Annotated in this window: 11 protein-coding genes; 9 read left to right on the forward strand and 2 right to left on the reverse strand. The window is 73.5% G+C overall.

The genetic code is table 11. From position 1 onward, the window contains the following. Positions 1-368 precede the first annotated feature (368 nt). The 8 genes from RM446_RS24265 to lhgO all read left to right on the forward strand — a co-directional run bounded on the left by RM446_RS24265 (position 369) and on the right by lhgO (position 9517). Positions 369-3041, forward strand: a complete 2673-nt coding sequence (locus RM446_RS24265) for a sensor histidine kinase (RefSeq protein WP_311547766.1) — start codon at positions 369-371, stop codon at positions 3039-3041. Beyond that, positions 3041-3472, forward strand: coding sequence for a roadblock/LC7 domain-containing protein (locus tag RM446_RS24270; RefSeq protein WP_311547774.1), 432 nt, complete (start codon positions 3041-3043; stop codon positions 3470-3472). Before RM446_RS24265 ends, RM446_RS24270 begins: the two co-directional genes overlap by 1 nt. A 230-nt stretch (positions 3473-3702) precedes the next feature. After that, positions 3703-4056 (forward strand): DUF742 domain-containing protein, encoded by a 354-nt coding sequence (locus RM446_RS24275; RefSeq protein ID WP_311547775.1) that lies wholly within the window; start codon positions 3703-3705, stop codon positions 4054-4056. Continuing rightward, positions 4037-4675, forward strand: coding sequence for a GTP-binding protein (locus RM446_RS24280; RefSeq protein WP_311547767.1), 639 nt, complete (start codon positions 4037-4039; stop codon positions 4673-4675). The genes RM446_RS24275 and RM446_RS24280 overlap by 20 nt, the downstream gene beginning before the upstream one ends. A gap of 127 nt (positions 4676-4802) precedes the next feature. Then, on the forward strand, positions 4803-5714 hold the full coding sequence (locus RM446_RS24285; RefSeq protein WP_311547776.1) for a cobalamin biosynthesis protein CbiX: 912 nt from the start codon (positions 4803-4805) through the stop codon (positions 5712-5714). A 144-nt stretch (positions 5715-5858) separates the two neighbouring features. Continuing rightward, entirely contained in the window at positions 5859-7883 is a 2025-nt protein-coding gene (locus RM446_RS24290) for a sensor histidine kinase (RefSeq protein WP_311547768.1), read from the forward strand. After that, a complete protein-coding gene (locus RM446_RS24295) occupies positions 7870-8229 on the forward strand; it encodes a DUF742 domain-containing protein (protein WP_311547769.1) in 360 nt (119 codons plus the stop codon). Before RM446_RS24290 ends, RM446_RS24295 begins: the two co-directional genes overlap by 14 nt. A 76-nt stretch (positions 8230-8305) precedes the next feature. Beyond that, positions 8306-9517 carry an L-2-hydroxyglutarate oxidase gene (gene lhgO / locus RM446_RS24300; RefSeq protein WP_311547770.1) on the forward strand — a complete coding sequence of 404 codons (1212 nt, stop codon included), beginning with the start codon at positions 8306-8308 and terminating at the stop codon, positions 9515-9517. Positions 9518-9582: 65 nt separating this feature from the next. On the opposite strand, the gene RM446_RS24305 is transcribed toward lhgO, so the two are convergent. Next, positions 9583-10233, reverse strand: a complete 651-nt coding sequence (locus RM446_RS24305; RefSeq protein ID WP_311547771.1) for a GmrSD restriction endonuclease domain-containing protein — start codon at positions 10231-10233, stop codon at positions 9583-9585. A 183-nt stretch (positions 10234-10416) separates the two neighbouring features. Next, the gene (locus RM446_RS24310; RefSeq protein ID WP_398695822.1) at positions 10417-11001 is read right to left on the reverse strand and encodes a TetR/AcrR family transcriptional regulator; all 585 of its coding nucleotides are present in this window, start codon (positions 10999-11001) and stop codon (positions 10417-10419) included. Between the two features lie 347 nt (positions 11002-11348). Between RM446_RS24310 and tyrS the strand changes: the two genes are divergently transcribed. Next, positions 11349-12650, forward strand: a complete 1302-nt coding sequence (gene tyrS / locus RM446_RS24315) for a tyrosine--tRNA ligase (RefSeq protein ID WP_311547773.1) — start codon at positions 11349-11351, stop codon at positions 12648-12650. Positions 12651-13389 lie beyond the last annotated feature (739 nt).

Below are 13389 nucleotides of genomic sequence, written 5' to 3' on the forward strand. Positions count from 1 at the left end.
AACCGGGGGGGGGGGATGGGGCGGCCCGCACGGCCGCCCGATCCCCGCCCGACGTCTGCGCGGTCCGGTCCCGGGGGCCGGAGTGCGGGGGCCGCCGCGACCGGCCCGTGCCTCCCACCGCTCCCAGCGCCACCCCGGTTCACCCGGGACTTCGCCCAAACCCCCGGCACGGCCGAAGCCGGTGCTGTAGCGTCCTGGACAGTGGGCACCACGGGTATTCGCTCCTGCGCATGTCGTGACTGAGGAGCGTCGTGGCAGGGGAGGCGCCAGCCCGTCGGGGCCCGAGTCCGCGGCCGGCGATGGGAGCGCTCGCCGCGTGGATCCGGATCCGGTGCCCGCGTCCGCGTACGCGTCGTGGGGGGAACTCGATGAGCGAGCACAGCGGCTCCGATCGCGGTATCAGAGCCCAGCTCAACAGGATCGTGCTGATTCCCAGCGTCACGTTCCTGGCGCTGTTCGCCGTGCTGAGCACGGCCACCTTGACCCAGGCGGTCTCGCTGCGCGTGGCCACCGGCGACGGGCGCACCGGCGTCCAGCTCTACCACGCGGTCGTGGAGCTCCAGCGCGAGCGCAGGCTCGCCACCGAGTACGCCAGCGCCCCCTCGGAAGACGGCGCCGAAGCGCTGCGCCGCCAGACCTCCGTCACCGATGAGGCGCTTCAGAAGGTCGAGTCCCGAGCCGGCGGGCTGCGCGGCCATTCCGAGGCAGGTACGGCCCGCATCGCCGACGAGTACCTCGCCCGCATCGACGGGCGCACGGGCGTCCGCGACGCCCTCACGGCCGGCGAGACCGGTCCGCAGGCGGCCCTCACCGCCTACGACGGCATGATCGCCGAGGCCGTCCGCCTCTACGACTCCATCGCCCACAACCTCGACGACGGCCCCTCCGCCTCCGCCGGCGCCGACGCCGTGGGCCTCATCCGCGCCCAAGAGTCGTTCACCCGGGCCGACGCGCTGCTCAGCGGCGCGCTCGCCGCCGACAGCCTCCAGATCAGCCGGCAGACCGAGTTCGCCTCCCGGATCGAGGGCGCACGCAGCCGCCTCGCCGGCCTCTCCCACGCCCTGGAGGGCGAGGCCGAGCGGGCGCACGGGCGCATGGTCGCCGGCCCCGCGTGGGAGCGGATGAACGACCTGGCCGACACCGTCATCGGCTACGAGCCCGAGATCGAGGTCGATCCCGTGACCGGCGCCGGGGCCGCCGACCGGAGCGCCCCCGACGGGCTGGACGGCTGGCGCTCGACCGCCGACGAGGTCAACGCCGACCTCGTCGACCTGGCCGACGCGCAGGTCCACTCCGTGATGGCCGCCACCGACGCCGCCAGCACCTGGATGTTCAACCTCGCGCTCGGCGGCGGGATCCTCTCCCTGTTCGCCGGGACCGTCGCCTACGGTGTCGCCTCCCGCTCGGCGGCGCGGCTGACCGCGCGGCTGAGCCGCCTGCGTGCCGACACGCTCAGCCTCGCCCGCGACGAGCTGCCCCGCATCGTGCGGCGGCTCTCCGACGCCGAACCGGTCGACCTCGACGCCGAGCTGCGCCGCCTCGACCACGGCACGGACGAGGTCGGCCAGGTCGCCGACGCCTTCAACACCGCCCAGCGCACCGCCGTCAGCGCGGCCGTCAAGGAGGCCGAGACCCGGGCCGGGGCCAACCGGGTGTTCCTCGCCATCGCCCACCGCAACCAGTCGCTGGTGCAGCGCCAACTCCAGCTGCTGGACCGCGTGGAGCGCGAGGAGGACGACCCCGACCTGCTCGAAGACCTCTTCCACCTCGACCACCTGGCCACCCGCGGGCGCCGCAACGCCGAGAACCTCATCATCCTCGGCGGCGGGCGCCCCGGCCGCCGCTGGCGCAACCCCATCCCGCTCGTGGACATCCTGCGCGGCGCCATCTCCGAGACCGACGAGTACACCCGGGTGAAACTGCGCGGCGTACCCGAGCTCTCCCTGTCGGGCTCGGTCGTCGCCGACGTCATCCACCTCTTGGCCGAACTCGTCGAGAACGCCACCGCCTTCTCTCCGCCGCACACCGTGGTGCACATCCACAGCGAGGTGGTGCCCAAGGGCGTCGCCGTGGAGATCGAGGACCGCGGCCTGGGCATGAGCGCCTCCGTGCTGGAAGCGGCCAACGAGACCCTCGAACAGGTGCCCGAGTTCGACGTCATGGCGCTGAACCAGGACTCCCGGCTGGGCCTGTTCGTGGTGGCCCGGCTGGCGGCCAAGCACGACGTCGGTGTGCGGCTGTGCCCCTCGCCCTACGGCGGCACGCGCGCGGTCGTCCTCGTCCCCGCGGCGCTGATCTCGCAGGCCGAGGCCTCGGGGCCGGAGCGTCGCGGCGGCGCGCCCGCGCCCACCGATCCGGGCCGCACGGACGGCGACGTGCTCACCGCGGTGCGCGCCGCCGGGCGCCGCGCCGCCGACGAGCCGTCCGGCGCCGTCCAGGCCGAGCCGGGCCGGCTGGACGGGTCCCCCCAGCGCGCCCTGCCGGTTCGCCGGGAGGCCTCAGCGCGGCACGGATCCGCCGAGATCGGCGACGGTCCCGCGCAGCGGGAGTCGGCCGATCGACACGACGCACCGGGGCAGGGCGGCGCCGCCGCTCCGCCGCCGGCCGAAGGTGGCGACGGCGGGCGTCCGTCCCTGCCCCGGCGCCGCCGGCAGGCCAACCTCGCGCCGCAGCTGCGCCAGGAGCCCGACCCGGGGGACACCGCCGACCCGGGTTGCGAGGCCCCCGCACGTGCTCGCGCACCCGAGGACGCCCGCCGGATGATGAGCGCCTTCCAGATCGGCACCCGCAAGGGGCGCGAGGAGTCCGACGACGCGGAGCGGCCGGACGTGTCCGAGGCCGGAGAACGGGCCGTGCCCGCCGAGCCGGTCGACGGGCACCGCCCCGATCCGCGCGCGGCGGACGACCCGGCAGGAGCGCATCGTCCCGGCGGTCCGGGCGATGACACGGGGGGAGCCCGACGGCCGCCCGCGCCGGTCGGCGCGGCAGGGGAGCGCCCGGCAGGGCGGTCGGCGGGCCTACACACGGGAGAGAGCGAATGATGATGCAGAACAACCACGCTGCTGGCGATCTGAACTGGCTGCTCGACGACCTCGTCGACCGGGTCGTCGGCGCCGAGCACGCGATCGTGCTGTCCGCCGACGGCCTGCTCATCGGGCGGTCCCGCGGACTCACCCCCGAAGACGCCGAGCACCTCTCCGCGGTCGCCTCCGCATTCCAGAGCCTGGCCCGCGGCACCGGTCGGCAGTTCGGGGGTGGAGCCGTGCGCCAGACGGTCGTCGAGATGGAGCGCGCCTACCTGTTCGTGACCGCGGCGGGTGAGGGCGCCTGCCTGGCGGTGCTCGCGGATGAGACCGCCGACGTGGGCCTGATCGCCTACGAGATGAACATGCGCATCAAGCGGGTCGGGCAGTTCCTCAGCTCAGCACCCCGGTTCCCCGAGTCCATGGCGGCGGGGAGCTCCGGATCATGAGGGGCGCGGGCGAGCACCGCCGCGGCGGGCAGCGCCCCGCCCACGTCCGCGAGACCGCGGCCGAGCGCGAACCCCCTCCCCGCGCCCAGGCACCCCTCGGCGACTGGGACGCCGCTCCCGGCACCGAGGCGGTGTGGAGCTCCTCCGCCCCGGTGGGCGGCGCACGCTCCCGCGACGCGGGCGAGGAGCTCGTGCGGCACCGGCGCCAGCGCGGCGGCCACGACGGGGCGCTGCCGCGGCACGGAGCCGCCGGACCGCTGGTCCGGCCCTACACCGTGACGGGCGGCCGCACCCGCCCGGCGGAGGCCGGGCTGGACATGATCAGCATCGTGGTGGCCACTCGGGAGCGGGTGGACTGGGGCCCGTTGGAGCCCGAGCACGCCGCGATCCTTCGGCTGTGCGGCCGACCGGTGTCCGTCGCCGAGCTATCGGCGCAACTCGACCTTCCGATGACAGTGGTAAAGGTGCTGCTGGGCGACCTGATCGCTTACGGCGACGTCCTCGCCCGTGCACCGATGCCCGCTTCGGACCCACCCCACATGAGCGTCCTGCAGGCGGTACTCGATGGCATCCGCAGACTCTGACAACGGCACGGCCCCCGGCGCGGGCCCCGGCGGCGATCCCGGCGGGCACATCCCGCTGGCCGTCAAGATCCTGGTGGCCGGCGGCTTCGGCGTCGGCAAGACGACACTCGTCGGCTCGGTCAGCGAGATCGCGCCGCTGAGCACCGAGGAGGTCATGACCGAGGCCAGCATGGGCGTCGACGACCTCGGCGGCGTCGAGGAGAAGACCACCACCACCGTCGCCCTCGATTTCGGGCGCATCACCGTGAATCAGCAGGTCGTCCTTTACCTGTTCGGTACGCCGGGCCAGGGCCGATTCTGGTTCATGTGGGACGAGCTCGCCGAGGGCGCCCTCGGCGCGGTAGTGCTCGCCGACACCCGGCGGCTCGACACCTGCTTTCCGGCGGTGGACTTCTTCGAGCGGCGCCGGATCCCCTTCGTCGTCGCCGTCAACCTGTTCGACGGCGCCCACGACTACGGCACCCGAGAGGTCCGCGAAGCGGTCGACGTCGGCGCGGACGTCCCCATCGTGCTCAGCGACGCCCGCGACCGCGAGTCGAGCAAGGCGGTCCTCCTCGCACTCGTGGAGCACGTGATGCGCCGGCGCAGCCCGGCGGCGACCGGCAGACCGCTACCATAGGCCCACGTTCCTGCCCGAGATCCCCCCGCAGTCCGAGGTCCGGCGCCGATTCCGGCGACGGAGACCGGGCTTCGGGCGAGATCATCACTCACTAGTCGTTAGCATTCTTCGCGTGAACCCTGACAGCATGCATAACCCGGACAGACTGCCCCCTCGGGATCTTCCGCGGCGCCGCTCCGGCCGGCACCGCAATCCGCTGTCCTTCGACAGCTGGGTGGGGACCCCGACTCTCGTCCTCGCCGTCCCCGCCGACGCCGACGAGGCCGACGGATCCGACGGCGTCGGCATCGGCGAGCAGATGGCCGGCCTCGTCCGCTCCTACCGGCCCGAGGTCACCATCAAGCACGGCCGCGCCGGAAGCGGCGACCTCGTCGAGGCCCTCGCCGACTTGGAGGAGCGCGACGACCACCCGCTGCGCGGCGTCGTCGTCCCGCTGGTCACCGGTCCCCACCGGCCCACTGCGGAGGCTGTTGCCGCTGCCGTCGAGGAGGCCGGCGCCGATGCCCGCGTCACCGAGGCGCTGGGCCCCCACCCGATGCTCGCCGAGACGCTGCACCTGCGGCTGGCCGAGGCCGGCTTCGTGCGCGCCGACCGGATGCGCCTGATCAGCGTGGTGGCCCCCGGCACACAGATGACCGACGGCGTCGTCGTGGGATCGGTCGGCGGCGCCGAGGCCGTCAACGCCGCCGGGGTCACCGCGGTGCTGCTGGCGGCGCGGCTGGGCATCACCGTACTGCCCGCCGACCTCGAGGACCGGGCGAGCATGGACGACGCCTTCCACCAGCTGTCGAGTGCCGGCTGCGCGCGCCCGGTCATCGCACCCAGCGTGGTGGGCCCGGAGGTCCCCGCCGCCCGCCTGGAGCAGCTCGCGCAGCACTACGGCGCCCGCGCGAGCGCTCCGCTCGGCGCGGGCAGCACCCTCGCCAAAATCGCCGCGCTGCGCTACGCCGAGGTGCTGAACACCCTGGGCGCCGAGACCCCGCCGACGGCCGAGGACATCCCCGCGCCGGTGGGCTCGCGCCACCGCCCGGAGAGCTGACCGACGCCCGCTGCCCTCGGTGGCGCGAGCACGCGCGCCGCCGAGGACGGCGGGGTCCGCACCATTCGCTTCACCGAATGTGACCATTCCGCAACACGGAGAGACCGAACTTCGGTAGCGTCTGGGTTCCAGGTTGGGGGGACCATGGACGCACATCGACCGACCATACGCAGGCAGCTCACTCGTATCGTGCTGATACCCAGCGTCAGCTTCCTGGTGCTGTGGGCGGCCACGGCGGCCGTCGAGACCTACCAGGCGGGATCGCTGCTGCTGTCCGTCGCCAACGGCCGCGACGGCATCGACGCGTTCGACCGCCTCGCCGACGACCTGCGCAGCGAGCGTCGCCTCACCCAGGTGCACCTCGGCGAGCCCGGCGACGCGCAGGTGCGCCGCGCACTGGAGGACCAGCGCGAGCGAACCGACGGCGCCGCGGAGCGGGCGCACGAGTTCGCCTCCGGCCTCGGACCCGGCCCGCAGGGCGAGCCGCTGCCCGGCACCCGCCCCTTCGCGCCGGGCAGCGCCCGCCTCGACGACCTGCGGGCCGAGGTCGACGGCGGCGGAGCCGACCGCAGCACGGCTCTGAACTCCTACAGCGACCTCGTCGACGCGACCGCCGCCGCCACCGGCGCCCTGCTGCGCCCTCTGGAGCGGGGTGCGAGCCGGCCCGAAGCCGAGCTGGCCCGGCGCCTGACCACCGCCCATGAGCAGTTCGCGCGCTCCGACGCCCTGCTCGCCGGCTCGATCGCGGCCGGCGGCATGGGCTACCAGGAGACCGCGCACTTCACCTTCCTCACCGCCTCCTACCGCGACACCCTCGCCTACGCCTCCGACGACATGAGCGGCGCGACCCTGCGCCGCTACGAGTCCCTCACGGCCTCCGAGCCCTGGAACGCCGCCGAGCGGCTCAGCCGCTCCGTGGTCACACGGCCCCCGGTATCCGACGGTGGCGCAGAGGCCGGATGGAACGCCGAGGTCGGCGTGGGCGCACAGGAGTGGGACCGCGCGGCCGGCGCGGCCGAACCCGGACTGGGTGCGATGGCCGCCGCCCAGACCGACCGGGCCGTGGAGACCGCGTGGAACGCTGCCGTGCTCCGCCTGGCCGCCGGAGCGACCGGCGGCGCGCTCACGCTCGCGGCCGGGGCCGCCGCCATCTACGCGGCCATGCGCTCCTCGCGCAGGCTCACCGCCCGGCTGCGCCGGCTGCGCGACGACGCCCGCGCCATGGCCGACACCCGCCTGCCCGCCATCACTTCCCGCGCCCGCTCCGGGCGCGGCGTCGACGTGTCGGCGGAGCTGCCGCGGCTGGACTACGGCGGCGACGAGCTCGGCCAGGTCGCCGAGGCGTTCGACACGGCCCAGCGCACCGCGGTCGGCGCCGCCGTGAAGGAGTCCGAGATCCGGCGCGGCGCCAACCGCGTGTTCCTGGGAATCGCCTACCGAAACCAGACCCTGGTCCAGCGCCAGCTGCGCATGCTGGACGAGATCGAGGCCGACGAGGAGGACCCCCGCTCCCTGCGCCGCCTGTTCGCCCTCGACCACCTCGCGACCCGGGCGCGCCGCTACGCCGACAACCTGATCATCCTCGGCGGCGCCGGCTCCGCCCGCCGCTGGCGAGAGCCACTGCCGCTGGCCGACGTGCTGCGCGGCGCCATCACCGAGACCGAGGACTACGACCGGGTCCGACTGACCTCCGCCCCGCGCGCCCGGCTCAGCGGCGCCGCGGTCGCCGACGTGGTGCACCTGCTGGCGGAGCTGATCGAGAACGCGACCCAGTTCTCGCCCCGCAGCAGCACGGTCGACGTCAACTGCGGACGCGTCAGCGGCGGCGTCGCCGTCGAGGTAGAGGATCGCGGTCTGGGCCTGACCGGCCAGGGCTACGCCGAGGCCGCCCGCGTCCTCGGTGAGCCGCCGGAGTTCGATGTGATGGCCCTGCCCGAGGAGCCGCGCCTGGGCCTGTTCGTCGTGGCGCGGCTGGCTGCGCGCCACGGAGTGGCGGTACGCCTGCGCCCGTCTCCCTACGGCGGCACCAGCGCCACGGTGGTCGTCCCGGACCGCCTGCTGGAGTGGGCCCCGGCCGGGGTCGAACCGCCGCCTCCCGCATCGGCCGGCCTGGCCGAGCACCGATCGGGCGCCGGCAACGGATACGGAGAGCGCCATGGACGCGGGTAGAGGGGCGGCCGACGTGGACCCCGGGCGCCTGGTCCGACCCTTCGCCATCGGCATCGACGGAGCCCACGCCACCAGTGGGCTGGACCTGCTCACCCGCGTCTCGGCGCAGCGGCCGCCCGGACCCGACGACCACTTGCGCCCCGAACGCGAGTCGCTGCTGCGGCTGGCCGCGTCGCCGCAGACCGTCGCCGAGCTCGCCGCCCTGGTCGGGCTGCCGCTGAGCGTGGCCAAGATGCTGATCGCGGACATGGTCGAGGCCGGCGACCTGACCCTGTGCGCCAATGCCCAGTCCGTTCCGGGCGACGACGTCCTGCACATGCTCCTGGAGGGCCTGCGCGCCCTGTGACGCCTCCGTGCGGATGCCGCGCGCCTTTTCGGGGCGGGCCATCGGGCGGTGCGCGGCACCTTGCTACGTTTCGCGAATGAGCATCGAACGCATCGGGATCATCGGTGGCGGGATCATCGGACTCGCTCTGGCCGGGTGGGTCACGCAGAACCGGCCCGGCGCCCGCGTCACCGTCCTGGAGAAGGAGGACGCGGTCGCCCGGCACCAGACCGGGCACAACAGCGGTGTCGTGCACGCCGGCCTGTACTACCGCCCGGGTTCGCTCAAGGCCCTGCTGTGCAGGCGCGGCACGTCGCTGCTGCGCGAATACTGCGCCGAGCGGGGCCTGCCCTATGAGGAGGTCGGCAAGGTCCTGGTCGCCCGCGACGGCGAGGACGAGGTGCGGCTGGACGACATCGAGCGCCGCGCTGAAGCCAACGGGGTGCCGGGCGTCACCCGGCTCGGCCCTGCGGGGCTGCGCGAGATCGAGCCGCACGTCAGCGGCGTGGCAGGCCTGCACTCGCCCAGCACCGCGACCACCGACTTCATCGCGGTGGCCGAGGCGCTGGCCGACGACGTGCGCCGGGCCGGCGGCCGCATCGTGCTGGGCGCGCCGGTGATCGCGCTGCGCCAGGACACCGACCAGGCCCAGGTGCTCACCGGCGACCCGGGCGGCGAGCGGGTCCGTCGCTCGTTCGACCGGGTGATCATCTGCGGCGGCCTGCACAGCGACCGCCTCGCCCGCATGGCGGGCGCGCCCGTCGAACCCCGCATCGTGCCCTTCCGCGGCCAATACCACGAGCTGGCGCGCGGCAGCCGCTACCTCGTGCGGGGCCTGGTCTACCCGGTGCCCGACCCGCGCTATCCGTTCCTGGGCGTGCACCTGACGCGGCACGTCCACGGCGAGGTCATGGCCGGACCCAACGCGATCCTGGCCGCCGCGCGCGAGGGCTACCGGCTGCGCGACGTGCTGCCGCGCGACCTCGCCGACATCGCTGCGGCACCGGGGTTCTGGCGGCTGGCCCGCCGCCACTGGACCATGGGCGCGCGCGAGATGGCGATCTCGGCCTCCACCGCCGTCTTCGCCCGCCAGGCCCGCCGCCTCGTGCCGGCGATCACCTCCGCCGACCTGCGCCCGGCGCCTGCGGGAGTGCGCGCCCAGGCGCTCACCCGCCGGGGCGAGCTCCTCGACGACTTCGCGGTGGACACCCACGGCCGGTTCTCCTGCGTACGCAACGCGCCGTCCCCGGCGGCGACCTCGTCGCTGGCCATCGCCGAGCACCTGGGCGAGAACGTGCTCTTCGGCTGAACAGCGGCGCGGCGGCGGTGCGCGATCGGGTGCGCACCGCCGCCGCGGTGTGGGGCGGTCGGGCGTCAGCAGGCGGAGTCGAGCAGGTCCTCCAGCGCCGCGACCTCGGCGGAGTCGGCGCTGAGGTCCCACTCGTACTTGACGTTGATCCAGCTCTTGGCGTAGTCGCAGTGCACGCCGGTGCGCTCCGGCATCCACTCGGCAGGGTCGTCAGCGCCCTTGGAGCTGTTGCTGGAGATGCTGACGGCCCACAGCTGCGGTGTGGACAGGTCGTTGGCGAAGGACTCGCGGCGCGAGGTGGACCAGGTGTCGGCTCCGGAGTACCAGGCTTCCGCCAGCGCCACCATGTGGTCGACGCTGACCTCGGAGGGGTCGGAGGTGGTGAAACCGTCGTAGGGGCTGGTCCAGCTGCCGGAGTCGGGGTAGCAGTCGGTGCCGACCTCGACGCCGGACCCGTCCCGGCGCAGCACCGTCTCACGGGCGTTGCAGTTGCCCTCGACCGCCGACCAGTGCGGGAAGAGGTCGCGGTCGTAGTCGGACGACGAGCCCTCCGGCTCGGATCGCAACTGCGCGAGCTGGTCGCGGGCCTCGGCGAGCCCGGGCGGCGGCGGGGGTGCCGGTGCCGCTTGGGCAGGTGCGGCTGCGGACAGGAGCAGGGCGAGGGCGGCGAGCACGGCCGCGGCCGCGGACGCGGCGGGACGCAGGGGGCCTGGCATTCGGGTCTCCAAAACCTGAGCGGGGGTCTTTCGGACACCACGAGGCTGGCCCACAGCGGGTGATCGGCGAATCACGCGAGGTGTGAACAATCCCTTACTCCGGATGTCCGGAATCCGACGCCGGAAGCCGGGCGGCCCCCGCGCCGGCGGCCCCGGCCCCGACGCGGCGCGGCGGACGCTTGCTCAGCCGAGTCCAGCTGATCCGTCCGGTTCCTGCTCGGGATCTTCCGCCCGTGGCCAGTTCCGCAGGGTCTGAACCAGCGCCTCCACCACGACCTCGAAGCTGCCGTCCACGCTCTGGGGGAGACCGAAACCTCCGCGCAGTTCCAGGTCGACGAAGCCGTGCAGCGTTCCGCGGAGCCAGCGGATGACGTCGATCCGCGCCTCATCGGGGAGGCCGAAACCCGCGAGGATCGAGGCCAGAACCTCGACCGAACGGTAGAAGACGGCCGCGGCCCCCGCGTCGTCCTCGGGTCGCGGCGCCTGCTGCAGCGCCGCGTACCGGCCCGGTCGCGTGCGGGCGTAGTCGCGGTAGGCCCGGGCCACCGCCCGCAGCGCGTCGGCGCCGGAGCGGCCGATCGCGGCGTCGCCGAGCACCCGGGCGATCTCCGCGGCCGCCGCCGTCCCGACCTCCCGGCGCAGCGCCTCCAGTCCGCCGACGTGCTTGTACAGGCTGGGCACAGCGACACCGCAGCGCTTGGCCACAGCGGCCAGGGACAGCCGGTCGAACCCCTCTTCGTCGCAGACCCGCGCGGCCTGCTCGGTCACCGCCGCCGGAGTCAGCCCGACCCTAGCCACGAGACAGTCCGGGCCCGCCCCGGTCCGGGCCCGCAGCGGAGAGGACGGCGCGGGCGGCGGTCGCGTGCACGGCGGGCTCCGGGCGCTGCCGGTACCTCACGCCGGTCCTCCGACGGGCCGGAAGTAGATGGCTAATAGTCATAGCCAAAAAGCTAATCCTATTAGAAAAGAATGTCAACGTCCCCGAGGGGCCGGGTGTGCGGATATCCGCCGGGCGCCGATCGGACGCAGCGGATACGGTGGGTGGAGCTCGACCGCACACGACGACGGCCCCGCGACGCCCCAGGCGCGGAGGGTCCTACGACGGAAAGACGACCGTGACCGACATCATCGACGAACTTGAATGGCGCGGACTCCTCGCGCAGACCACCGACCTTGACGAACTCCGCAAGGCGCTCGCCGATGGCCCGGTCACCGTCTATTGCGGTTTCGATCCCACAGCGGGCAGTCTGCATGTCGGCCACCTCACCCAGATTCTCGCCCTGGCCCGGTTCCAGCGTGCCGGACACCGGCCCGTCGCGCTCGTCGGCGGTGGCACAGGCCTGATCGGCGACCCCAAGCCCAGCGCCGAGCGCGCGCTGAACTCGGTCGAGACCGTCGAGGAATGGGTCGGCACCCTCGGCCTCCAGCTCTCGGCGTTCCTGCGCTTCGCGCCCGAGGGGACCGGCGCGGCCACCGACGCCCTGATGGTGGACAACGGCGAATGGCTGCGCGCCATGAGCGCCGTCGATCTGCTCCGCGACGTCGGCAAGCACTTCAGCGTCAACCAGATGCTGGCGCGCGAGACGGTGCGCAGCCGCCTCGACGGCGAGGGCATGAGCTACACCGAGTTCAGCTACGTGCTGCTGCAGTCCTACGACTACGTCGAGCTCTACCGCCGCCACGGCACCACGCTGCAGATCGGCGGCAGCGACCAGTGGGGCAACATCACGGCGGGCCTCGACCTGATCCGCCGCATGGAGGGCAACGAGCCGCACGGGCCGGCCCACGGGCTGACCACCAACCTGCTCACCAAGGCGGACGGCAGCAAGTTCGGCAAGACCGAGTCGGGAACCGTGTGGCTGGACCCGGGCCTCACCAGCCCCTACGCCTTCTACCAGTTCTGGTTCAACGCCGACGACCGCGACGTCGCGCGCTACCTGCGGGTGTTCAGCTTCCGCTCCCGCGAGGAGATCGAGGACCTGGAGCGCCAGACCGGGGAGCGCCCGGCCGCCCGCGCCGCGCAGCGCGCCCTGGCCGAGGAGCTGACCACGCTGGTGCACGGCGAGGACGAGTGCCGCAAGGTGATCGAGGCGAGCCGCGCCCTCTTCGGGCAGGGCGACCTCGCTGCCCTCGACGCCCGGACCCTGGGCGCCGCGCTCGCCGAGGTGCCCACCGCCACGGCGGCCGGTCCGGCGGCGGACGGCGCCGCGGTGGTCGACCTGCTCACGGAGACCGGCTTGGTGCCGAGCAAATCGGCGGCCCGGCGCACGATCCAGGAAGGCGGGGCCTACCTGAACAACGCCAAGGTCACCGACGTCGACGCCCGCGTGGGATCGGACGACCTGCTGCACGGGCGCTTCCTGGTGCTGCGCCGGGGCAAGCGCAACGTCGGCGGGGTGGTCCTCGACCGGGGCTGAGCGCGGCCGGGCCCTGCTCCCGAACCGAGCGTGTGAACGGCGGCGGAGGAACGGGCCCCGCGGGCTCCTGCCTCCGTCGCCGGGGGCGGTCCGGGTGTCCGGGCGTGCGATGCGGGCCGGAACAACGGCTCTAGCGGATGTGTTTAAGCACCGGGACCGGGGGGCAGGACCCTCGGTGGAACAGAAGGACCTGACCTACCGCGCGGAGAGCGTCGGCTTGCCTGAGGCCGGCACCCACCGCGCGAGCACGGAGCCGGAGTCCGATCCACCCTCCGACCGCACCCCCATACGGTCAAGGAGCAGGACGACCGGCCTGACTTGACGTCTCCGTGCGCGGAACCTATCGTATGTAGGCCGATGCGGGCCGGTGGACAGCCGTCGAAGGCGTCCGAGCCGGACCGCACTCGCGATCTAGGAAATCAAGGCATGCGCATTCAGTGTGCCTGGTAACCTCACTGAAGAAGCTCCGGACGCCGCGATCGGCGACCGGAGACTCCGGAGAACCAGTCGGAGCCGAACGGCGGCCAATTTGGCGGTGTCGCGGCAGACTGGTAAATTCAAAGAAGTCACAGCGAATTCGCGGACACGAACGATTCGGTTCTCGGATTCGCCGGGAGATTCCGTCTCTTGGGATAGAGTCTGAGCGGGCCCGCTTCATTGGCGGGGCCGGGGCTTGTACCGGATGAGCGGTCGCTTCTTGAGAACTCAACAGCGCGTGTTTATTCTTTGTGCCATGTTT

Origin of the sequence: Streptomonospora wellingtoniae (genome assembly GCF_031845375.1) — a bacterium.
In the GTDB taxonomy this organism is placed as follows: Bacteria; Actinomycetota; Actinomycetes; order Streptosporangiales; family Streptosporangiaceae; genus Streptomonospora; species Streptomonospora wellingtoniae.

Bases quoted from the DNA above. Each gene is read 5' to 3' on its own strand.
- RM446_RS24305 (WP_311547771.1), bottom strand. From the start codon at position 10,233: ATGCCAGGCCCCCTGCGTCCCGCCGCGTCCGCGGCCGCGGCCGTGCTC.
- RM446_RS24265 (WP_311547766.1), top strand. From the start codon at position 369: ATGAGCGAGCACAGCGGCTCCGATCGCGGTATCAGAGCCCAGCTCAAC.
- RM446_RS24270 (WP_311547774.1), top strand. From the start codon at position 3,041: ATGATGCAGAACAACCACGCTGCTGGCGATCTGAACTGGCTGCTCGAC.
- RM446_RS24295 (WP_311547769.1), top strand. From the start codon at position 7,870: ATGGACGCGGGTAGAGGGGCGGCCGACGTGGACCCCGGGCGCCTGGTC.
- lhgO (WP_311547770.1), top strand. From the start codon at position 8,306: ATGAGCATCGAACGCATCGGGATCATCGGTGGCGGGATCATCGGACTC.
- RM446_RS24285 (WP_311547776.1), top strand. From the start codon at position 4,803: ATGCATAACCCGGACAGACTGCCCCCTCGGGATCTTCCGCGGCGCCGC.
- RM446_RS24290 (WP_311547768.1), top strand. From the start codon at position 5,859: ATGGACGCACATCGACCGACCATACGCAGGCAGCTCACTCGTATCGTG.
- RM446_RS24280 (WP_311547767.1), top strand. From the start codon at position 4,037: ATGGCATCCGCAGACTCTGACAACGGCACGGCCCCCGGCGCGGGCCCC.